This is a genomic window from Peribacillus sp. NPDC097895 (assembly GCF_050277555.1).
Taxonomy (GTDB): Bacteria; Bacillota; Bacilli; order Bacillales; family DSM-1321; genus Peribacillus.
In genome coordinates, this window is the sequence record NZ_JBNNSH010000001.1 from 1020422 (window position 1) to 1043966 (window position 23545).

General features: G+C 41.5%; 20 protein-coding genes. 17 read left to right on the plus strand and 3 right to left on the minus strand.

Annotation, left to right across the window (positions count from 1 at the left end):
- Nucleotides 1–12: 12 nt before the first annotated feature.
- The 11 genes from ACQKMH_RS04870 to ACQKMH_RS04920 all read left to right on the plus strand — a co-directional run bounded on the left by ACQKMH_RS04870 (nt 13) and on the right by ACQKMH_RS04920 (nt 13343).
- Nucleotides 13–996, plus strand: a complete 984-nt coding sequence (locus tag ACQKMH_RS04870) for an alpha-ketoacid dehydrogenase subunit beta (protein WP_427586322.1) — start codon at nt 13–15, stop codon at nt 994–996.
- A 26-nt stretch (nt 997–1022) separates the two neighbouring features.
- On the plus strand, nt 1023–2312 hold the full coding sequence (locus ACQKMH_RS04875; RefSeq protein WP_427586323.1) for a dihydrolipoamide acetyltransferase family protein: 1290 nt from the start codon (nt 1023–1025) through the stop codon (nt 2310–2312).
- A 725-nt stretch (nt 2313–3037) separates the two neighbouring features.
- On the plus strand, nt 3038–5005 hold the full coding sequence (locus ACQKMH_RS04880) for a methylmalonyl-CoA mutase family protein (protein WP_427586324.1): 1968 nt from the start codon (nt 3038–3040) through the stop codon (nt 5003–5005).
- A 1-nt stretch (nt 5006) separates the two neighbouring features.
- Nucleotides 5007–7199 carry a methylmalonyl-CoA mutase gene (gene scpA / locus ACQKMH_RS04885; protein WP_427586325.1) on the plus strand — a complete coding sequence of 731 codons (2193 nt, stop codon included), beginning with the start codon at nt 5007–5009 and terminating at the stop codon, nt 7197–7199.
- Nucleotides 7199–8326: a methylmalonyl Co-A mutase-associated GTPase MeaB gene (gene meaB / locus ACQKMH_RS04890; RefSeq protein ID WP_427586326.1), complete on the plus strand. Its 1128-nt coding sequence runs from the start codon at nt 7199–7201 to the stop codon at nt 8324–8326. The genes scpA and meaB overlap by 1 nt, the downstream gene beginning before the upstream one ends.
- Nucleotides 8327–8537: 211 nt before the next feature.
- Nucleotides 8538–8975 (plus strand): BrxA/BrxB family bacilliredoxin, encoded by a 438-nt coding sequence (locus ACQKMH_RS04895; protein ID WP_214743789.1) that lies wholly within the window; start codon nt 8538–8540, stop codon nt 8973–8975.
- Between the two features lie 327 nt (nt 8976–9302).
- Complete coding sequence (locus ACQKMH_RS04900) at nt 9303–10112, plus strand: transporter substrate-binding domain-containing protein (protein WP_427587511.1); 810 nt, start codon at nt 9303–9305, stop codon at nt 10110–10112.
- A gap of 127 nt (nt 10113–10239) precedes the next feature.
- Complete coding sequence (locus tag ACQKMH_RS04905) at nt 10240–10899, plus strand: amino acid ABC transporter permease (RefSeq protein ID WP_427586327.1); 660 nt, start codon at nt 10240–10242, stop codon at nt 10897–10899.
- Nucleotides 10892–11614 (plus strand): amino acid ABC transporter ATP-binding protein, encoded by a 723-nt coding sequence (locus tag ACQKMH_RS04910; protein WP_427586328.1) that lies wholly within the window; start codon nt 10892–10894, stop codon nt 11612–11614. The genes ACQKMH_RS04905 and ACQKMH_RS04910 overlap by 8 nt, the downstream gene beginning before the upstream one ends.
- 192 nt (nt 11615–11806) lie before the next feature.
- Nucleotides 11807–12796, plus strand: coding sequence for an aromatic acid exporter family protein (locus ACQKMH_RS04915; RefSeq protein WP_427586329.1), 990 nt, complete (start codon nt 11807–11809; stop codon nt 12794–12796).
- Between the two features lie 31 nt (nt 12797–12827).
- Nucleotides 12828–13343 carry a L,D-transpeptidase gene (locus tag ACQKMH_RS04920; RefSeq protein ID WP_427586330.1) on the plus strand — a complete coding sequence of 172 codons (516 nt, stop codon included), beginning with the start codon at nt 12828–12830 and terminating at the stop codon, nt 13341–13343.
- 42 nt (nt 13344–13385) lie between these two features.
- On the opposite strand, the gene prli42 is transcribed toward ACQKMH_RS04920, so the two are convergent.
- The gene (prli42, locus tag ACQKMH_RS04925; protein ID WP_155727341.1) at nt 13386–13481 is read right to left on the minus strand and encodes a stressosome-associated protein Prli42; all 96 of its coding nucleotides are present in this window, start codon (nt 13479–13481) and stop codon (nt 13386–13388) included.
- Between the two features lie 169 nt (nt 13482–13650).
- On the opposite strand from prli42, the gene mce reads away from it, so the two are divergent.
- From mce to ACQKMH_RS04955, 6 genes are all read left to right on the plus strand, one after another.
- Nucleotides 13651–14073, plus strand: coding sequence for a methylmalonyl-CoA epimerase (gene mce / locus ACQKMH_RS04930; protein WP_427586331.1), 423 nt, complete (start codon nt 13651–13653; stop codon nt 14071–14073).
- Nucleotides 14070–15620, plus strand: coding sequence for an acyl-CoA carboxylase subunit beta (locus tag ACQKMH_RS04935; RefSeq protein WP_427586332.1), 1551 nt, complete (start codon nt 14070–14072; stop codon nt 15618–15620). The genes mce and ACQKMH_RS04935 overlap by 4 nt, the downstream gene beginning before the upstream one ends.
- A 228-nt stretch (nt 15621–15848) precedes the next feature.
- Nucleotides 15849–16970, plus strand: a complete 1122-nt coding sequence (locus tag ACQKMH_RS04940) for a tripeptidase T (protein WP_427586333.1) — start codon at nt 15849–15851, stop codon at nt 16968–16970.
- Between the two features lie 328 nt (nt 16971–17298).
- Nucleotides 17299–18573 (plus strand): DNA polymerase IV, encoded by a 1275-nt coding sequence (locus ACQKMH_RS04945; RefSeq protein ID WP_427586334.1) that lies wholly within the window; start codon nt 17299–17301, stop codon nt 18571–18573.
- A gap of 33 nt (nt 18574–18606) precedes the next feature.
- Nucleotides 18607–20019, plus strand: a complete 1413-nt coding sequence (gndA, locus tag ACQKMH_RS04950) for an NADP-dependent phosphogluconate dehydrogenase (RefSeq protein ID WP_427586335.1) — start codon at nt 18607–18609, stop codon at nt 20017–20019.
- Between the two features lie 332 nt (nt 20020–20351).
- A complete protein-coding gene (locus ACQKMH_RS04955; RefSeq protein WP_342602236.1) occupies nt 20352–20804 on the plus strand; it encodes a nucleoside deaminase in 453 nt (150 codons plus the stop codon).
- A 498-nt stretch (nt 20805–21302) separates the two neighbouring features.
- Here the strand turns inward: ACQKMH_RS04955 and ACQKMH_RS04960 are convergent, their stop codons facing one another.
- Entirely contained in the window at nt 21303–21476 is a 174-nt protein-coding gene (locus ACQKMH_RS04960) for a hypothetical protein (RefSeq protein WP_034308217.1), read from the minus strand.
- A 509-nt stretch (nt 21477–21985) separates the two neighbouring features.
- Nucleotides 21986–23485, minus strand: a complete 1500-nt coding sequence (zwf, locus tag ACQKMH_RS04965; RefSeq protein ID WP_427586336.1) for a glucose-6-phosphate dehydrogenase — start codon at nt 23483–23485, stop codon at nt 21986–21988.
- Between the last annotated feature and the right edge of the window lie 60 nt (nt 23486–23545).

Genomic DNA, 23545 nt, shown 5'->3' on the forward strand with positions numbered 1-23545 from the left:
GGGGGTAATAGAATGCCAGTGATTTCATATATAGATGCCGTAACAATGGCAATGAGGGAAGAGATGGAACGTGATTCCCGTGTATTCGTATTGGGAGAAGATGTTGGGAAAAAAGGCGGGGTCTTCAAAGCTACTAATGGTTTATACGACCAATTTGGTGAAGCCAGGGTCATTGATACCCCGCTTGCTGAATCTGCAATAGCAGGAGTGGGGATTGGAGCAGCCATGTATGGGCTACGACCAATAGCAGAAATGCAATTTGCTGATTTCATCATGCCTGCCATTAACCAAATTGTCTCAGAGGCAGCCAAAATTAGATATCGTTCTAATAATGACTGGAGCTGTCCTATCGTAATTCGTGCTCCATATGGGGGAGGAATTCATGGAGCTCTTTATCATTCACAATCGGTTGAAGCAATCTTTGCTAATCAGCCAGGGTTGAAAATTGTGATGCCTTCCACACCATATGATGTCAAGGGGTTGCTTAAAGCTGCCATTCGCGATGAAGATCCAGTGCTTTTCTTTGAACATAAACGAGCCTATCGCTTGATTAAGGGTGAAGTGCCCACTGAAGATTATGTACTTCCGATCGGAAAAGCGGATGTGAAAAGGGAAGGGGAAGACATTACGGTCATATCCTATGGACTTTGCGTGCATTTTGCCCTTCAGGCTGCAGAAAAATTAGCAGCAGATGGAATCTCTGCACATGTTCTGGACTTGCGCACCGTCTACCCTTTAGATAAGGATGCTATCATAGAGGCAGCATCTAAAACGGGAAAAGTTTTACTGGTCACCGAGGATAATAAAGAAGGCAGCATTATGAGTGAGGTCGCAGCAATCATTGCTGAGCATTGCCTTTTTGATTTGGATGCCCCGATAAAACGATTGGCAGGACCTGATGTACCTGCCATGCCATATGCACCTACGATGGAAAAACATTTTATGGTGAATCCTGATAAAGTGGAAAAAGCGATGAGGGAATTAGCTGAGTTTTAATGACTGTTAAGAAGGAGGAACGATTCATGGCTATGGAATTAATGAAGATGCCTCAACTGGGCGAAAGTGTCACAGAGGGAACCATCAGTAAATGGCTTGTAAAGCCTGGAGATCATGTAACGAAATACGATCCGTTAGCTGAAGTGATGACGGATAAAGTAAATGCTGAGGTTCCTTCTTCCTTTACCGGCATCATCAAAGAATTGAAAGCGGATGAGAACCAGACGTTGGCAGTCGGGGAAGTCATTTGCTCGATTGAAGTTGAAACGACAAAGACGGATAACGAAAATGAAGGGAAAGCGATTTCTCATGGAGAGGAAAACGCTGATGCAGCCGTAACAAGAGATATACAGCAGGCAGTGGGGGAGCCGTCAAGAAAAGCTCGCTTCTCACCGGCAGTGTTAAAACTCTCCCAGGAGCATGGGATCGACCTTTCAAAAGTAAAAGGAACGGGAAGTGAGGGGCGAATCACCCGTAAAGACTTACTGAAACTTGTTGAATCCGGAACACTTCCTAAGGCGGATGAACCTGCCGCACTATCCGATTCGACTCATGAAGAGATCGCCCCTCAAGTTAATCGTCAAACCAGTCCAGTAACAAACGTGCAGACTGTTGCAGGCGACAAGGAAATAGCGGTTACCGGCATACGTAAGGCAATTGCGTCCAATATGTTAAAAAGTAAGCACGAAATTCCGCATGCTTGGACAATGGTGGAAGTTGACGCAAGCAATATGGTAAAGTTGCGTGATAATCTCAAATCCGATTTTAAACAAAAAGAAGGATATAACTTAACGTACTTTGCATTTTTTGTAAAAGCGGTCGCTCAAGCTCTTACCGAATTTCCAGAGCTCAATTCGATGTGGGCAGGCGATAAGATCATTCAAAAGAAAGAAATCAATATATCAATAGCCGTTGCAACGGAAGATGCCCTATTTGTCCCGGTCATAAAAAATGCAGATGAAAAATCCATTAAAGGGATTGCAAGGGAGATACAAGAACTTGCATCCAAAGTGAAGGCAGGCAAGTTAAAAGCAGAGGATATGCAAGGTGGCACGTTCACTGTCAATAACACTGGCTCATTCGGTTCTGTTCAGTCCATGGGAATCATCAATTATCCACAGGCAGCTATTCTACAAGTTGAAACGATTGTAAAACGGCCAGTGGTCATCAATGACATGATTGCAGTACGAGACATGGTGAATCTCTGTTTATCACTGGATCATCGTGTTTTGGACGGACTGGTATGCGGACGTTTCCTTGCAAGAGTTAAGGAGATCATTGAAAAGATTTCCAAAGATAACACGCCGATATATTAAAAAATTAAAGGAGGATAACCTTAATGGTATCCTCTTTTTTATGGTGTGGCCGGCATGGGTCTAATCTACAGGATGTTGCTCTCGAACCATGAAGGCGGTAGTGGTGGCTTCATGCTAGGTATACTTGAATGAGCTGACCAAAGGTCAACTATGAGCAATAGATGTATGATCCTAACTGTAACAGAACATCTTTCGGTCGAAGTCAAAGAAGATCCATAAGTATTGAATCAGGGAAATACAGAACCAAAGTAAATAGAATGAGAAAACTAAGTAAGATTTAAACTGATTTGCCGTATCCCAAACCATATGGTGGTATGAGGGGTAGGGGGCTAGGCGCCTCCTTCTGCTCGATTAATCTTTACCTGTTAATGGAATAAAATTCTATTCTATGTAGAAAAACATCGACAAATTTTTTTTTTATGCTTATTATTTTATAGAGAGCTGTTCTAATACACAACTGACTATACCTCATAAAAGATAATACATTGTTGATTATTTTACTAGCTGGGCATTGGTCTTTGTAAAAAAATCATTCATCCTTATCTGTGTGCAAAACCGGACCATTTCTTGTGTTAAGGTACATTTCCTTTTATTGTTCACAAAAATGGACACTTTTTTCATTTGTTAACTCGTGAAAGCAATCTTTTCAATGATATTATCTTTTGGCATTATTTTTGCATATTGAAATAAGGAATATATTTTTATCAGATCAAATTGATGGGAGGGTGGTTTTCTTATCTAAACTGACTGAGCGTTCGTTCTCCCAAGAATGGGTAGGTCGTTTTAAACGTCAGATGATAAGAAAGCGATTACAGATGGAACTGAAAGATGTAAAAAACATTACCTTTCCTAAGCCTTCTTATGAAGAGTGGAAAGAAGCTGTGGAAGTCAGTTTAAAAGGTAAAAGTGTAGAAAAATTAAAAACGAATACATATGAGGACATTACTCTATATCCGCTCTATACAGAAAATACAGATTCGAAAAACATTGCAGCGGAATTGCCAGGATTCTTTCCTTTCACGCGCGGTACGTCTCCAGCGGGTTATTATGAAAAGCCTTGGCTTGTCGTCCAACCTGTAAGCGGTATCACAGCTGAAGAGGCAAATGATAAAATGCGTGCGTCATTCAAGCGCGGTCAAAATGTCGTGGCATACCCTGCGCGATTGCTTGCTGAGGGAGCAAGGGTTGAAAAATTGCTTAAGGATATCCCATTAAAGGAAATCCCGATTTTCATTGACCTTAAAGGAAAACAAAAAGGTTTATTCCCGCAATTTAAAGCCGTTGCAGAATCACAGAATGTCCAATTGACAGGAGTAGTTGCAGAAGATCCGATTGCAGAATGGCTCATTTGCGGTCACCTACCTGAAGATACGGACCAATATTTTGCAGAGTGGTTGAAAACGATTCAAGATTATCAAAAGGTAGGTCCAGATTTAAAGACCATCATGATTAATACATCTGTATACCATAATGGAGGAGCTAACGCCGTACAAGAAATCGCCTACGGATTATCGGCTGCCGTCCAATATATATTGGAAGGGCAAAAACAAGGACTCTCAATTACTGAAGTTTCCGAAAGAATCGTATTTTCTTTTGCAGTGGATTCCAACTACTTCATGTCAATCGCTAAATTGCGGGCGGCCAGGAGGCTATGGGCCAGTCTAGCTGAAGCCTTTGATACAGCTCCGGACTATTTTAAAATGGCCATTCATGCCGTTACATCCGAATTGACTGAAACGCTATATGATCAACACGTCAACATTCTTCGGACCACCAACCAGGCATTCGCTGCCGTCATTGGAGGCATTCAATATCTTCAAATTCATCCATTTAATCACGCAAGTGGTGAATCTGATGATTTTTCAGAAAGAATTGCCCGCAACACTCACCTGGTTTTAAAAGAAGAAACAAATATCACGTCGGTTGTCGATCCTGCAGGCGGTTCATGGTATGTTGAGCAATTAACGGATGAATTGGCTGAAAAGGCTTGGGCGAAATTCCTTGAAATCGATGAAGCAGGAGGGATCATCGAACTGGTCAAGCAGGGCATCCTCCAGAAAGAAATAGCTGAAGTTTACCAAGGAAGAGTCCTTAATGCGGCATTTAGAAAAGAAAGTATCATCGGAACGAATGTGTATCCGAATCCATCGGATAAGATTAAAACTCAACCACAGGATAACGGTGTGTCATATATGAAAGTGGTGAAGCCGGTCGATATTACGCCCATTATCTTGGAGCGGGTATCGGTTCAGTTTGAACAGATAAGACAGCGTAGTGAAACATATAAAAAAAATGATGGAACGGCTCCGACCATCGGAATGATTAATTTGAAAGACCTTAAATCCTATAAACCTCGCGCGGATTTTGTTAAGGGGCTGGTTGCGGCAGGTGGCATTGAAACAGTAGGAAGTAAAGGGTGTCAATCGATTACTGAAGCAGTCGATTTTGTTGCTACGACCAATCTTCCCATCTATTGTGTTTGTGGAAGTGATGAAGACTACTCCGAATTAGCGGCGAACATCATCAAAGAAATTAAAAAGAAATTTCCTGCAATCAACATTTATATTGCTGGCAAGCAACAAGAAGAACTGGAAATGACGCTAAGTGAGGCCGGTGTCAAAGATTCTATTCATGTTAAAACGAATGCTATAGCCATTTTAAGAGAGCTATTGCATGAGCTAGGGGTGAACTGAAATGAAAAAACCGAATTTTTCTACTATTAATCCTGCCAAGGCTGAGACTAAAGGGACGGTAGAAGCATGGAAAAAAGAAGCTGCCAAGTCTGTTGGGCTTAATATTGATGATCTCCTATTTGAAACGAATGAACAAATCAAAATCAAACCGCTTTACGTTAAAGAAGATAATCACGCATTGGAACATATGGAAAGTGTACCAGGCATCGCTCCGTTTACAAGAGGCCCCTATCCTTCGATGTATGTCAATCGTCCTTGGACGGTACGTCAGTATGCAGGTTTTTCGACTGCTGAGGAATCCAATGCGTTTTACAGACGTAACTTGGCGATGGGGCAGAAGGGGCTTTCGGTTGCCTTTGATTTAGCTACACACCGTGGTTATGACTCCGATCACCCGCGCGTTGTCGGTGATGTGGGAAAAGCGGGAGTTGCCATTGATTCCATCCTTGACATGAAGATCCTGTTCGACGGAATCCCGCTAGATCAAATGTCAGTGTCAATGACGATGAATGGTGCAGTATTACCCATTCTGGCATTTTATATCGTGACAGCTGAAGAGCAAGGCGTTACACAGGATAAGCTTTCAGGGACGATTCAAAATGATATCTTAAAGGAATATATGGTTCGGAATACGTATATCTATCCGCCAGAAATGTCCATGAAAATCATAGCAGATATTTTCGAGTATACATCCAAGTACATGCCCAAATTCAATTCCATTTCCATCTCCGGTTATCATCTGCAAGAAGCGGGTGCACCGGCGGATATTGAACTAGCCTATACGTTGGCTGATGGTCTTGAGTATGCACGTACAGGCATGAAAGCCGGCATTGATATCGATAAGTTTGCACCACGACTGTCATTCTTCTGGGCTGTAGGATTGAACTATTTCATGGAAGTGGCGAAGATGAGGGCAGCTCGTTTCATTTGGTCAAAACTGATGAAACAATTCGAACCGAAAAATAAGAAAGCGATGGCATTAAGGACTCATTCCCAAACCTCAGGCTGGAGCCTCTCCGAGCAGGATCCGTTTAACAATGTCGCACGAACCTTGATTGAAGCGCATGCTGCGGCACTTGGGCATACACAATCCCTGCATACGAACGCACTGGATGAGGCGATTGCACTGCCAACTGATTTCTCGGCCCGCATTGCCCGTAACACGCAGCTTTATTTGCAGGAGGAAACGGGAATTACAAAGGTCATCGATCCATGGGCTGGATCATACTATGTAGAATCGCTCACGAATGAACTAATAGAACGCGCTTGGGCTCACATAGAAGAAATCGAGGGTCTTGGAGGGATGGCAAAGGCAATTGAAACCGGTCTTCCTAAAATGCGAATCGAGGAAGCGGCAGCAAAACGTCAGGCTAAAATCGATTCTCAAGAGGAAACGATCGTCGGCGTCAATAAATATCGTTTGAAAAAAGAAGATCCGATTGAAATACTGGAAATTGATAATACCGCAGTTCGTGAGAGCCAGCTTAAGCGGTTGAGCGAATTAAAAGCGAAACGTGATCAGACAAAGGTGGATGAAGCCCTTCAGGCGCTATCCATGGCTGCTAGAGCAGGTGAGGGTAACCTGCTTGAGTTGGCTGTACAGGCTGCTAGAGTACGGGCGTCACTAGGGGAAATCTCTGATGCAATCGAGGAGGTGGCTGGTCGTCACAAAGCAACGATCCGTTCTATCAGCGGAGTGTATAGCTCCGCATACTCTAAAGAAGCAGAAATCGAGGAAGTCGTCCGAATGACGGAAGAGTTCCTTGAAAATGAAGGAAGAAGACCCCGTTTGTTAATGGCTAAAATGGGTCAGGACGGTCATGATCGTGGAGCTAAAGTAGTAGGAACGGGGTTTGCAGATTTAGGCTATGATGTCGATATCGGTCCATTATTCCAAACACCAGAGGAAACTGCCTTACAGGCCGTGGAAAATGATGTGCATGTAGTCGGCATGAGTTCACTTGCTGCAGGCCATAAAACATTGTTGCCGCAGCTTATGGCGGAATTGAAAAAATTGGGCCGTGAAGACATTATAGTTATCGTCGGCGGTGTCATCCCTGCACAGGATTATGATTACTTGATGGAAAATGGCGCTTCCGCCATTTTTGGACCAGGTACGGTCATTCCGCAGGCAGCGAAAAAAGTGCTTCAGGAAATATACAATCGCCTCGGTTATGAGGAAGTGGCCCAATAATGAGTGAAGACAAGAAGCCGGAATGGGTCGATCTTAACAATCAGGAAGGTTTTGCTTCATCATTAAAGCCAGGTGTGGAAATAGAAGCCAGCCATAACAAAACTTCAAAAAGTAAATTCGTCAAAAAACAAAATGTAACCATACCGATCCAAGAACTTAAAGAAGGAATCATAAAAGGGGATAGGGCCAGGCTTGCTAAAGGAATTACACTGCTTGAAAGCAATGCTCCACACCACTTTGATCCTGCGCAGGAATTGTTGCACTCCATCCTTCCCCATACCGGGGATTCGATTCGAATCGGGATTTCCGGAGTGCCAGGTGCCGGAAAAAGTACGTTTATCGAGACGTTTGGAACCTACTTATGTGACAGGGGCCATAAGGTTGCAGTACTTGCGGTCGATCCAAGCTCTTCGATCAATGGGGGAAGTATACTGGGCGATAAGACGAGGATGGAAGAGTTGGCGAGAAATCCAAATGCCTTCATCAGACCCTCGCCATCCGAAGGTACTTTAGGAGGGGTTCATCGCAAAACAAGGGAAACGATGTTGCTTTGTGAAGCGGCAGGATTTGATGTCATTCTGATTGAAACTGTTGGTGTCGGTCAGAGCGAAGCAATCGTGAGAAGCATGGTCGACTTCTTCATGCTCCTTGTCCTAACGGGTGCAGGGGATGAATTACAGGGAATGAAAAAAGGGATCATGGAACTTGTTGACGGAGTTGTGGTCAATAAAGCGGATGGCGAGAATATTCCGCTTGCGATTCGGACAAAGTCCGAATATAGCAGAATCTTGCACTTCCTTCAGCCAGCAACAAAGGGATGGGCGGGAAAGGCCTATACTTGCTCTGCCATAACCGGTAAAGGAATTCCTGAACTTTGGGATGCATTAAATGAATTTTCCGTTATGACCAAGGAATCGGGTGTTTTCCAAGAACGGAGAAGAATGCAATCCAAGGAATGGCTGTATTCGTTAATGGATCACCAGCTTAAAGCGATGTTCTATAAAAATGAAACCGTCAAAGGACTGCTCCCTATACTCGAGAATCAAGTGATGTCAGGGAATAAAACGGTCACTGCTGCTGTTAAGCAGGTCTTTCAATCTTTTAAGGATACGTTTAAGACAGATTAAAAAAGAAAAGGATGGGGCATGCTTCTCACGCATGGCCCATCCTTCATTATGAAGTGAAGTCTTCTTGTTGATACATATTTGATTCCCCCATCCATCTCGTTTTAAACTTGTTTGGAGACCTTTATGCAGAATTAGCAGGTAAATTTATTGAATCACGATGGGGCAATTGTTATGATAGGATTGAAGAGAAAACTTGGAAGGAGCACAAACCATGAATATGGATTTTAATTTTTTAATGAACGACGTAGTCAAACAAGCTCGCGATGAAATTAAGACTGCTGGATATACAGAATTAACTACTCCTGAGGAAGTAGAAGAAGTATTTGCACAAAAAGGAACCACACTTGTAATGGTCAACTCCGTTTGTGGCTGCGCCGGAGGAATCGCTAGACCTGCAGCGGCTCATGCGATTCATAATGATAAACGCCCAGATCAGCTTGTAACGGTTTTTGCAGGGCAAGATAAAGAGGCAACGGAGAAAGCTCGTGATTATTTCGAAGGATATCCCCCCTCATCTCCATCATTTGCCTTGCTGAAGGATGGCAAAATCATCACGATGATAGAACGCCATGAGATTGAAGGGCATCACCCGATGTCCGTAGTTGAAAAGTTGCAAAACTACTTCGATCAATATTGCGAAGAAGTATAAGTCATTTTGCTATTAGCTAAAAAACCCGTCCAATAGGCGGGTTTTTTTTATTCAACAATTTGCATAAATAAGGGACGTTTAGGAAAGAAGAAAGATAAGGAAACCATATAAATTCGCTTTGAAGTGAACGTGCGAGTCTCAAAATGAAACTATGTTAATATTCTGAAAAGTGAATCTATTATTTACGTTATTGAATAATTATTAGAGTGTGTTAAAATACACATTAGTGTATGAATATTAGTTATTCAAATTAATTGATATTTTAACCAAGATCAAATTTAATAACAAGAGAATCGAAAATATCATTTTGGAGGAATAATAATGAAGTTGAAAAAGCAGTTAGCATTGTTGCTTACTTCTGTTTTATTAGTAGGTATTTTAGCGGCATGCGGTACATCAGAGAAAGAAGATAAAAACACAGCTGGCAATGAAGACAAAGACAAAAAGGTCCTTGTAATGGGAACATCTGCGGATTATCCGCCATTTGAATTTGTTGAAACATCTAAAAGCGATGAAATTAAAGGATTCGACATTGATATTGCTAAGGCAATCGGTAAAAAATTAGGATATGAGGTTCAAGTGAAGGACATCGACTTTAATAGTCTTGTTCCGGCGCTAGAAAACAAATCCGTCGATTTTGTTATCTCTGGAATGACACCTACAGAAAAACGTGAGCAATCCGTTGATTTCAGTGATATTTACTATACAGCTAAAAACATGATCATTACGACACAAGACAGTAAAATTAAAACTGTTGAAGATTTAAAAGGGAAAACGGTAGGCGTACAGCTAGCATCCATACAAGAAACATTGGCAAATGACTTGAATAAAAGCGAAGATATCGGGATGAAAATTGAAAAACGGAATCGTATTCCTGAGGTTGTTCAAGAAATGTCTACAGGACGTTTTGACGCCGTGATCATGGAAGATACCGTGGCAAAAGGCTATTTAAAAGACAATAAAGATTTGGTTGGCTATTTAATCAAATCTGGTGAAGAAGATGCCGGTTCGGCAATCGCTTTCCAAAAAGGAAGCAAGTTAACTGATGAATTCAATGCCGAATTGAAAAAAATGTTAGAAAATGGTGAAATGGAAAAATTAATTCTAAAATGGTTCGGTGGCAGCGAATCTAAATAATACAGAGAGATGAAAAGCGTTCAGAAGTGTTTTAATAGGCCTTCTGAGCGTTTTTCCGCGCTTTATTGTGTGTAAAATGAAGCAGGAAGGCCTAGGATAACGGCCTTCATAAGAGAGGATGAATGGAGTGAATTTGGAATTTGAAAGGATTATGCCCTCCCTACCATATATCCTGGAGGGAATACCGACTACATTAAAGGTTGTAGCGGTTGCGGCTGTAATCGGTTTTGTTTTGGGAATATTTTTATCTATACTTAAAATCAGCAGAATTAAGCCATTGAATTGGATTGCTGACTTTTATACTTCCATTTTCCGCGGTACCCCTTTAGTACTGCAATTAATGCTGATTTATTTTGGTTCGCCGCAAATATTGGGGATTCAAATCGAAGCATTCCAAGCCGCATTTTTAGCATTCGGGCTGAACTCTGCTGCATACATCTCTGAGATTATCAGGGGAGGGATTTTAGCGGTCGATAAAGGACAACGTGAGGCAGCGCTTGCGCTTGGGGTTCCCTATTCAGGGATGATGCTCAATATCATCCTTCCGCAGGCTATCAAGAATATCCTGCCGTCCCTTGTGAACGAATTGATTTCCTTAACGAAGGAATCAGCCGTCGTCACAATTATTGGATTGGGGGATATCATGCGCCGTTCGTATATTGTTGGCGGTGAGACATATAAATTCTTCGAGCCGATTTTATTTGCCGGTCTCATTTATTATGTGATGGTTATGGTTCTTACCATCTTGGGCAAAGTGATTGAAAGGAGAATGAGACGCAGTGATTAAAATTGATGAACTCAAAAAAAATTATGGTAAGCTAGAGGTTTTAAAAGGAATCAGCACCGAGATAGGACAGGGTGAAGTGTTAGCCATTATCGGTCCATCCGGTTCGGGAAAGTCAACTTTCCTGCGTTGCATCAATCTGCTGGAAACTCCAACTGATGGTCAAATTTGGTTTAAAGATCAAATGATCACTGAAAAAAAGACGAACATCATGAAAGTGCGTGAAAATGTCGGAATGGTATTTCAACATTTTCATTTATTTCCTCATAAAACCGTGCTGGAGAATCTGACATATGCACCCATGAAGGTGAAAAAATTATCAAAGGCCGAGGCAGTGAAGCAAGCTCGTGAGCTCTTGACTAAAGTCGGTTTGGCCGATAAAGAATCGTCTTATCCAAACCGTCTATCAGGCGGGCAAAAACAAAGGGTCGCCATTGCACGGGCATTGGCAATGAATCCGGAAGTCATGCTGTTCGATGAGCCCACTTCAGCGCTTGACCCCGAGATGGTAAAAGAAGTACTAGAAGTCATGAAGTCACTGGCACATACAGGGATGACCATGTTGATCGTAACGCACGAAATGGGATTCGCTAAAGAAGTGGCAGATCGTGTACTATTCTTGGACGAGGGCCTGCTCGTTGAGGAAAGTGCTCCGGAAGAATTCTTTTCCAACCCGAAAAGCCAGCGTGCAAAAGACTTCTTGGAAAAAGTTTTATAAGCCGAGGCATATACTATATAATAATGAAAAAAGGTAACGTATTAGTTACCTTTTTTTATTTTATTCATATAATGTAACTTTCAGTGAATTAATGCTGAAAAATAAGAAAATTCATGAACAAAGGTCTGTAAAAATATTTGAAATCCTGATAGTATTATAATAGATAGTGAAAGAGCCGGGTGATACATAACAATGTTTAAAATCGGATATAGAACGATTAAAACTGCTTTGGGGGCTACCTTGGCAATTATTATTGCACAAATGCTTAACCTGGAATATTTTTCGGCTGCGGGAATCATAACGATTTTATGCATTCAAGTTACAAAAAAGAAGTCGGTGTATGCCTCCTGGCACCGGTTTTTAGCTTGTTTGATCGCAATGGCCTATGCATCCCTATTGTTTCAGTTCATCGCGTTCCATCCGCTGATAATAGGATTGATCCTCTTGATTTTCATTCCGACGACAGTTGCCTTGAAGATTAATGAGGGGATCGTAACAAGCAGTGTAATCATCATGCATCTATATGGGGCGGGTGACATCACTTTCGCTCTGCTGCTCAATGAAACGATATTAATTGCCGTTGGGGTTGGAGTGGCGTTGGTGATGAATCTGTACATGCCCAGCGTTGATAAAAAATTGCTTGCCTATCAGGAAAGTATCGAAACTAACTTTAGTGTGATCTTGATGGGAATTGTCCGCTATTTAAGGGATAACGATCACACATGGGATGGAAAGGAAATTACTGAAACGGCCAATCTTCTTAATCAAGCCAAAAGCCTTGCTTTCAGGGACGTGGAAAATCATTTTTTAAGGGAAGAAGACCTGTATTACCATTATTTCAAAATGCGTGAAAAGCAATTTGAAATAATTGAGCGAATTCTTCCTCTCGTCACAAATATTCCGTTGGTCGTCAAGCAAAGCGGGATATTGGCTGAATTTATAGAAGATCTGGCAGAAAACGTCCATCCTCAAAATACGGCCATTCTTTATCTGAAAAAGCTTGAAAAAATGGAGCTGTTTTTTAGGGGAATGGCACTTCCGCATACACGGGAGGAGTTTGAATCAAGGGCTGCATTACTGCAGCTCATGAAGGAAATGGAACGCTATTTATTGTTAAAGCATTCCTTCAAAGGATTGCCTAAGCAAGTCAATAATCGAATGAAAAAGAGGCACTTGGCTTAAACTAAGCAAAAAAGTAAAGGAATTGATACGAATGAAATGGATCCTTACTTTAATGCTTATACTATCTTTGTTGCCTCTACACGTACAAGCTCAAGCTCATTCGGTTAAGCCTGGCGATCCTTTTATCATCATCAATAAAGCCAACAATAAATTGGCTTTCATTGATGATAACGAGGTCAAGGAGATTCTGCCTGTCGGTACCGGCAAGAGTCAGGAATTGACACCAGAAGGGATTTTTACGGTCAAGGTCAAAGCGGTCAATCCCTATTATCGAAAAAAGAATATTCCGGGCGGCGATCCCAGGAACCCTTTGGGATCAAGGTGGATTGGATTTGACGCACGAAATACCGATGGCAGGATTTATGGAATACATGGAACGAATCAGCCGTGGTCAGTGGGGAAATTCATTTCAAATGGCTGTGTACGGATGCATAAATCCGATGTAGAGCGTTTGTACGAAAAAGTCCCTATCGGTACAAAGGTGTTAATCACCATTTCGAAAGAGGATTTTAAAACCTTGGCAAAGAAAAACGGAGCGATAAAATAAAAAGAGGGAAGCTTTTTGCTCCCCTCCCCATTGTGATATCTATTACAAAAGAAATGCGATACCTGATAATAGGGTCGTTAATAACATTGAGATAAGCATTAAATACACAACGATTTTTCTTATTTTTTTATTTCCCATATGCTCTCTCCCTCAAAACAGATTAATTGATTTCATTTTAACTTGAACATTTAGTAGAAACAAGTAAAAGTATAATGTTCATATTATTTCGAATCTTAAAGGCTTTCATGCAAGAATAGAAGTATTTTAATAGAATCATTCAAGCATACATAACATGGGGGTTTAAAAGATGATAAAAAATATTGATCATATCGGTATTGCCGTTAAGTCACTAGATGAAACCTTGCCGCTTTACACGGAAACGCTGAAGTTGGAACTCGAGGGAATTGAGACAGTGGAGAGCCAAGGAGTAAAAGTGGCCTTCATCTTGGCAGGCAATACCCGTTTGGAGTTATTGGAAGCGTTATCACCGGAGAGCCCGATCGCTAAATTCATTGAAAAACGCGGGGAGGGCATCCATCATGTTGCACTTGGCGTCGATGATATCGAAGATCGAATTAAAGAAATTAAAGAATCCGGAATACGCATGATTGATGATTCATCGAGAAAGGGAGCGCATCATGCTGATGTTGCTTTCGTTCATCCCAAGTCTACTGCGGGTGTTTTATATGAGCTTTGTGAACGAGCTGAATTAAAGGAGGAGCAGAAATGACAGACATTTATGAAACGATCAATGACTTATATGACAGACGCCGTAAAGTGGAAATGGGCGGCGGTGAAGCAAGAATCGATAAGCAGCATGAAAAAGGGAAGCTTACGGCAAGGGAAAGAATCGAACTCTTGGTTGATCCGGGAACTTTCATTGAACTGAATCCTTTTATCAAGCACCGTAACACCAATTTCGGCATGGAAAAGGAAGAAGGACCAGGAGAAGGGGTTGTCACTGGTTACGGAAAAGTAAACGGCCGTGACATTTATCTCTTTTCACAGGACTTTACTGTATTTGGCGGTGCTTTAGGGGAAATGCATGCTCTGAAAATTGCCAATGTTATGGATTTGGCAGCGGAAAACGGAGCCCCCTTCATAGGATTGAACGATTCTGGTGGAGCACGTATTCAAGAAGGTGTGGTTTCTCTAGACGGCTATGGTCAAATATTTTATCGGAACTCTATATATTCAGGGGTCATCCCGCAAATATCCGTTATCATGGGACCTTGTGCAGGTGGAGCCGTATATTCCCCAGCCATAACGGACTTTGTCTTCATGGTTGAAAAAACAAGTCAAATGTTCATCACAGGACCGAAAGTCATTGAAACGGTTACAGGAGAAAAGATTTCATCTGAAGGATTGGGTGGAGCGACTGTACATAATACTATTAGCGGTAATGCACATTTCAAGGGAGCATCTGAAGAACAAGTATTGGCAGACGTCAGGCGTCTCCTGAGCTATCTGCCGCAAAATAATGAAGAGAAGCCGCCGGTTCTGGAAGCGGACGATGGAGATGACTATCGTCCGGACTTGACGGATGTTGTCCCTTATGAAGGGATCCGGCCATATGATGTTAGGAAAGTATTGGAGCAAATTGTCGATGAGGATTCATTCATGGAAGTCCAAGAGGGCTTTGCAAAAAATATAGTTGTAGGATTAGCGCGGATCAAAGGGAAATCAGTTGGACTTGTCTGTAACCAGCCAAAAGTATTGGCAGGGGGGCTGGATATTGATTCATCCGACAAGGCTGCCCGTTTTATTCGTTTCTGTGACTCATTTAACATTCCGTTAATTACGTTTGAAGATGTTTCAGGGTTCTTTCCAGGCGTCAAGCAAGAGCATGGCGGGATTATCCGCCATGGGGCAAAGCTGTTATATGCTTATTCGGAAGCAACAGTGCCAAAATTGACGATCATTCTTCGTAAAGCCTACGGAGGTGCTTACGTGGCCCTTAATAGTAAATCCATCGGTGCTGACCTTACGTTTGCATGGCCAAATGCCGAAATCGCGGTAATGGGTTCAGCAGGAGCGGCAAATATCATTTTTGCCCGTGAAATTCAAAATAGTGAAGACCCGGAAGCGACTCGTGAAGCTAAAATTGAAGAATACCGTGAGAAGTTCGCTAATCCGTATGTAGCTGCAAGTCTTGGAATGGTGGATGATGTCATTGATCCTCGTGAAACTAGGATTAAGATCATTCAATCTCTGGAAATGCTTCGCAACAAAAAAGAAAAGCGTCCATGGAAAAAGCACGGCAATATTCCGTTGTGATACGATTGCAAGGGCCCAAAACAGTTGTTTTGGGCCCTTTGCTATACGGAGACTTATCATTCTTGAAGGAAATCTAACGCATTGGTTCATCATTTTTAAACGAATGTTTGGATGGCGAATAGCCATCATTCTATTTAACGGGGGTGCTCTTCAGTTTCACATTATTTGCCGGGGCGCCGCTTTTAGCAGTATAATTAAAGAGGAAAACTTTTTTGGAGGTTTTATTTTATGATTAATGAAGAACGTTTAGTTAGTGAATTTATGGAATTGGTACAGATCGATTCCGAGACGAAAAATGAAGCTGCCATCGCCAAAGTGCTTAAAGAAAAATTCAAGGCACTAGGTGTAGAGGTTTTTGAAGATGATACAACAGCAGTTACCGGTCATGGTGCAGGAAATTTAATATGTACTTTGAAAGGAACGAAAGAAGGCGTAGATACCATTTATTTCACCTCCCACATGGACACGGTTGTCCCTGGTAATGGAATCAAGCCTTCCATCAAAGATGGATACATAGTGTCGGACGGAACGACCATTTTAGGGGCGGATGACAAAGCTGGATTAGCGGTCATGTTAGAGACGCTTAAAGTGTTGGAAGAACAGAATATCGAGCATGGAACAATCGAATTCATCATAACAGTTGGTGAAGAATCTGGATTGGTTGGGGCAAAAGCATTGGACCGCTCCCTTGTAACGGCTAAATTCGGTTTTGCACTTGACAGTGATGGAAAAGTGGGCAATGTGGTGGTTGCTGCACCTACTCAGGCGAAAGTTTCTGCGACTATTTTAGGCAAGACGGCTCATGCTGGTGTTGCTCCTGAAAAAGGAGTTTCGGCGATTACGATTGCTGCCAAAGCCATCTCTAGAATGCCATTAGGCCGAATCGATGAAGAAACGACAGCCAACATCGGACGTTTCCAGGGCGGACAGCAAACCAATATTGTTTGTGACCATGTTGAAATCCTTGCTGAAGCAAGATCCTTAATTCCTGAAAAAATGGAAATACAGGTAGCGAAAATGAAAGAAGCATTCGAGACTGCAGCCATTGAAATGGGTGGACGTGCTGAAGTTGAAGTTAACGTCATGTATCCTGGTTTTAAATATGGAGCTGGTGATCATGTTGTCGAAGTTGCAAGAAAGGCTGCAGAGAAAATCGGTCGTCCATGCGAGTTGGTTAAAAGCGGAGGCGGTAGCGATGCGAATGTCATTGCCGGTTTTGGAATTCCTACTGTCAATCTTGCAGTGGGCTATGAAGATATCCATACTACGAATGAAAGAATTCCAGTTGAAGAATTAACGAAGCTTGGTGAAATGGTTGTCAGCATCATTAAGGAAGTATCCGGGGAATAATTTACCTTCTCGCTGTGACTTGTTGTACAGGCCCGTGAAATACTTGATTTAACGGATAGACTTATTAGGCAATCAAAAAAACTGGATATAGGCAGGGGTTGCCATGTGGGCAGCCGTTTGATTTCTATCATTGATCCGCAAAAACTCGTATCTCTAGAATGCGTTCAAGTATTGCAGGAATAAATGTACAGTCATCAATAACATGATGGCTGTTTTTCTTGGAGTATAAGCTTCTTTACGGTGGTTACCAAAGATAAATGGGTATCTAATATTTTTTGGACCCTTTTATCCGGCGGTTTTTATTTTTACAAGGATGTGACGCTCACACATGAAGGACATGTATCCCAAAAATGGCAGGGTCATTCTCCATGTAGACATGAATAGTTTCTATGCTTCAGTGGAAATGTCGTATGATGCTTCATTGAAAGGTAAACCGCTTGCCATTGCAGGGAATGTAGAAGAGAGAAGAGGTATCATTGTCACTTGCAGCTATGAGGCAAGGAAGTTCGGGGTTAAAACGACCATGCCGATTTGGCAGGCGAAAAAACTATGTCCTCAATTAGTCATTCAGAAACCGAATTTCGAGCGTTATCGAAAGGCATCACTGGCAATTTTCGATGTTTTGAGGCAATATACAGAGATGGTTGAACCCGTTTCAATCGATGAAGGGTATCTGGATATCAGTGAATGCGCCGAATTGGGTTCACCTTTAGAAATAGCCAAAAGCATTCAGGAAAGAATTTTTAATACGATGGATCTCCCTTGCAGCATAGGGATCGCCCCTAATAAATTTTTGGCCAAAACTGCTTCTGATATGAAAAAGCCAATGGGAATCACCGTATTAAGGAAAAGAGATATTTATCAGAAGCTCTGGCCTTTACGAGTGGCTGAAATGCATGGAATCGGCGATAAGACTTCGGAAAAACTTCATACAATCGGCATAATGACGATCAGGGACCTTGCACATGCACATGAGAGCCAGCTGAAACAATTACTTGGGATCAATGGCATCCGCTTGAAAGATAGGGCCAATGGAATTGACCCCAGGGTTGTAGATCCAGAATCGATTTTTGATCATAAAAGCATTGGGAACTCGACAACTCTTCCACATGACTCCACCAATCAAAAAGAACTGATTGGTGTATTGGAAAAGCTTTCAGAGAAGGTTGCTTTCAGATTGAAAAATAAGCGGCTGCTTGGCCAAAAAATAGGTGTGACGATCCGTTACAAAGACCGCCGCACAATTACAAGAAGCAGGACGGTTCCAAATCCTGTTTTTGAAAAAAAGGATATTTTGAATGGAGCTACCGATCTATTCTTGAAAAATTGGAATGGGGATGGAATCAGGCTTCTTGGTGTAACTGCCTATGATGTCATCGAGAAAGATTCGGCCTTCAAACAACTGGATATTTTCTCCTTTCAAGAGGATGCAGAAAAAGAACCACTGTATGAAGCGATGGAACACTTGCAAAATAAGTACGGAGAAAATATTATTAAAAAGGGATTACCCTTGAAGAACCGTTCGATTGGAACAGACACTAGCTTCAGTAAAGATTTCTTTGAGCAATCTAGGAGAAACGATCCTTCTTTTGACAAAGAATAGCTGTGTAAAGATATAGAGAAGGGAAAGATGATCATGACAAAACAACAGATTGGTGTTATCGGACTTGCCGTAATGGGTAAGAATCTTGCATTTAATATTGAAAGCAGAGGATATTCCATTTCCGTCTATAATCGCTCTGGGGCAAAAACTGACGAAATGATGAAGGAAGCGGATGGCAAAAACGTAAATGCCACTTATACGCTTGAAGAATTCGTCAATTCTCTGGAAACACCACGCAAAATTTTATTGATGGTTAAAGCAGGTGCTGCAACAGATGCAACAATCGAGCAATTAAAACCGTTGCTTGAAAAAGGCGATATCGTGATTGATGGAGGGAATACGTTCTTCAAGGACACTCAGCGCCGCAATGAGGAGTTAAGCCAGTTGGGCATCCATTTCATCGGTACAGGCGTCTCAGGTGGGGAAGAAGGAGCTCTAACGGGTCCGTCCATCATGCCTGGAGGCCAAAAAGAAGCATATGAACTTGTTGCACCGATCTTGAAGGATATTTCAGCTAAAGTCGATGGTGATGCTTGCTGTACGTATATCGGACCGGATGGAGCAGGTCATTATGTGAAAATGGTACATAATGGTATTGAATACGGTGACATGCAGTTGATTTCCGAATCTTATTTCCTTTTAAAGAATCTTCTTGGACTATCTGCTGAAGAATTCCATGAAGTCTTTACGGAATGGAATAATGGGGAACTTGATAGCTATCTAATTGAAATTACTGCTGATATTTTCAAAAAATATGATGAAGAAACTGGCAAGCCGATGGTCGATGTCATCTTAGATAAAGCTGGCCAAAAAGGAACGGGAAAATGGACAAGCCAAAGTGCGCTTGATCTTGGTGTTCCACTTCCAATCATTACGGAATCCGTATTTGCCCGCTTTATTTCAGCAATCAAGGAAGAGCGTGTTGAAGCGAGTAAAATCCTTCGCGGTCCAAAAGCCGAATCATTTACTGGAGATAAAAAGGCTTTGATTGAAAGTATCCGTAAAGCACTTTATATGAGCAAGATCTGTTCCTATGCACAAGGCTTTGCACAAATGAAGGCAGCATCCGAAGAAAATGACTGGAACTTGCAATATGGTGAAATCGCAATGATTTTCCGTGGCGGCTGTATCATTCGTGCACAATTCCTACAAAAAATCAAGGAAGCATACGATCGTGAAGCGAACTTGAATAACCTGCTTCTTGATCCTTATTTCCAAGGGATCGTTGAAAGCTACCAAGGAGCTTTACGTGAAGTGGTATCAACTGCAGTGATGAACGGAATTCCGGTTCCTTGCTTGTCATCAGCACTTGCTTATTTCGACAGCTATCGTACAGAAACGCTGCCAGCTAACCTAATTCAAGCTCAACGTGATTATTTTGGTGCCCATACGTATCAACGCATTGATAAAGAAGGAACATTCCACACCGAATGGATGGAAAAATAAATAGCAAGCCGGCTTAAAAGTGAACTGCACCCTAATTGTTAGACAATAGTCTAACAATTGGAGGTGTATTTTTTAAGGGGAGATTTTTTGAATAAAGTAATTGGTTTTGCAGTACTTGGAAGGAAAGGATTCCAATATAGTAAAGATAATTTAAATACAAGTAAATATTTTTAAAGTGAATTATCTTAATGTTTTTTATAATGAGAAAAAATGAGTACCTCTTGCTTATTATTAAGTCTATCGTTTAGGGGAACAACTATTCGGAAAGGCCATTGTGAATGTCTTATAATTACATTAACAGTATTTATTTTAATCATTAATGGAGGTTTGAAATGGATAAATTCATGGAACGAGCAGTAGAACTGGCGGTAGAAAATGTTCGTGAGGGTGGACAACCTTTTGGTGCAGTACTTGTGAAGAATAACAATGTTGTAGCTGAAGGTGTTAATGAGTTGCATAAAACTTATGATGTTAGTGGACATGCGGAATTACTGGCTATCCGACGCGCGCAAGAGCATTTACAGACGAATGACCTATCAGGCTATACTATGTATGCAAGTGGGGAGCCTTGTCCGATGTGTCTAACGGCAATGTACCTTGCTGGAATCGAAAAGGTTTTTTATTGTGCTTCAGTTGAGAATGCGGTTGAAGTGGGATTAGGTAAATCTAAAATTATATATGAAGATTTACAAAAAACAAAAGCAGAACGCTCACTTTCGATGATACAAATGCCATTAGATGAAGGGCAAGAAAATCCAATGAAGCTTTGGAAGGAGAGAACGTAGTCTTTGGAAACTGTAGGTTTATGATTCAGAATACAAGTTAATATAAGTTTATTGATTCTGTTAGCAAACGGGCGCATTTTCTGAATAAGGATAAGAGCCCGTTTTGCATATAAGGGCATCCTTAATAGTAAATTAGGTTATTTTTAATGTACAATTCGGTCAATAACCGAGGTCTTAACATCAATCTAAAGCCAGAGAACTTCTTTCCATTTATTGATTTCTGAATCTACTTTTTTGAAGGATGATGGATTTGATGTGAAACTGCCCAAAAGGCTCATAGATGGACATGCTATGTTTAAGTCCAGGCGGATTTACTGTGGAGCTACTTAGTTGAGTCAGGACTACATTTTAGAGCAATACGATTTTTGGAAATATAATCAACTATTCTCTATAACTGCCTCATATTCAATAAAAAATTAAAAGGTTTCGGAAAGGAGATCATTCCGAAATCCTTTTGTCTACAAACTGAGAGGGCGCTCCAATGCGCCCTCTTTTTTACTATCTCCGATGCTCTACGAGGTCAATGACCCCTAATACAACATGTGCCAAACCGAAACCAAAAACCGTATTAGCTACCATTTTGTTTGAGCCCCGGGTCTGCTTCATTGCATAACCCGCAGCTGTTACGGCTGTGCCCAACGCTGTTGGAATTAATCCTTCACGAATGTCCATCGTTTAATCCCTCCACATCGAAGTTAGTGGTGCCGTCACCAGCACCTTTTCTAGTGTAACCTCAGCCAGGCTTTACCATTCTTTATCCATGAAGAGATTGAAAGGTTAAAAATGGTAAAAATGAACTAGTTGTAAATAGTGCCAATTCATTTTCCTTTTATATGGAAAATATAGTATGATGTATGTCATTCATCCATGGCTTTTAGGTTTAAACACCTGCGGAAAAAGGAATATAAACGTTGAAAGAGATGAGCGGACCGTAGAATACAGTAGGCAGAAAGAGAGAAGGAGCGGATGACTTATGTTCATCATCTGGTTGGCTGTATCCATTTTTTTATTTTTTATTGCCTTAGAATGTGGTGTTTCATTTTGGCTAAATTCAGAAACGGATGGAGTAATGTCCAAGCCCAAGGAAATGTTTCATTTTATCAGGAGAAGATTAGTCAGGAAGGGTGTTTCATGAATGAAGAAGGGATGCAGATTCAAATCTGCATCCCTTCTTTGTTTAATCAATTATCACTATTTTCGTTTTTCTTGATTTGCCACCATATATGTCCATCTTCTGCCAAAAGTTCATCGGATGCAAGTGGACCTGTGGATCCTGCATCATAGTTAGGGAAAGACTCTTCTTTAGTATTTTCCCATGCATTGGAAATGGTGTCGACAAACTTCCATGAGAGGGCAACCTCGTCCCAGTGGGTGAAGTTTGTAGCATCTCCGCGCATACTGTCAAACAATAGCTTTTCATATGCCTCCGGAGAATTGATGTGCTCGATCCCTTTGTTCGAGACTGTCAGCTTCATGGGCTTAGTATTGGATGTCGTCCCGGATTTCTTGACATTTAAGTAAAGTGTGATACCTTCGTCAGGTTGGATATGGATAACGAGAAGATTCGGGTTCAAGGTTTCTTCCGTTTTATAATACAGGTTCATTGGGATATCTTTGAATTGGACAACGATATTGGTAGATTTGACATCCATTCGCTTACCAGTCCGGATATAAAAAGGTACACCGGCCCAGCGGAAGTTATCAATCATCAATTTACCCGCAACATAGGTTTCAGTGTTGGACTCCGGATTCACGTTATGTTCATCGCGGTATGCCGGAAGAGTTTGACCATCTATTGTTCCTTCACCATATTGGCCGCGGACGAAGTATTGATTGACTTCGTCCACTTTCATTGGCCGTAGTGAACGCAATGCCCGCACTTTTTCGCTACGAATCTCCTCCGTTGTCAACGCGATCGGAGGCTCCATGGCAAGCAAGGCAACCATTTGCAATAGATGGTTTTGGACCATATCCCTAAGGGCACCGCTGGTTTCATAATAACGCCCACGTTCTTCAACGCCAAGTGTTTCGCTTGAAGTAACCTGGATGTTTGATATGTATCTGTTGTTCCATAGTGGCTCGAATAGGGCATTTGAAAAACGTATGACTTCAATATTTTGAACCATTTCTTTACCTAAATAATGATCGATTCGGTAGATTTCATCTTCGGCGAATGCAGTTCGGATCTGCTCATTCAATTTTTGAGCTGTTTCAAAACTGTGTCCAAATGGCTTTTCTATGACAAGGCGCTTATAACCATTCGTATCAGTCAGGCCTTGAGCTTTTATCTGTTCGGCAATCGTTCCGAAAAACTCAGGTGCCATCGCCAAATAGAAGATCCGGTTTCCTTCCAATTGATATTGGCCATCTAATTTTTCTGCAATGTCTTTTAATTGCAGGTATGATTCTGAGCTCGATACGTCATGGGAGTGATAATGGAAATGGGAAATGAATTCGTCGACCTTTTCTTCCGCATGTCCGAACGTAAGTATGGAGTCTTTGACACTTTTTTGAAACTCCTCGTTCGTTAAAGGTCTCCTCGCTACGCCAACAACGGCGAATTTATTGATTTTTTCTTTTTGAAATAGTCGATATATGGAAGGAAACAATTTCCTTTTCGCTAAATCTCCGGTCGCACCAAAAATCATGATTAATGCTGTGGGTTTATTGTTATCTGTCATGTTAAAACCTCAACTTTCCGTTAATTCTGTCTCTAAAGTTGGAATTCCCGTATGTGTACC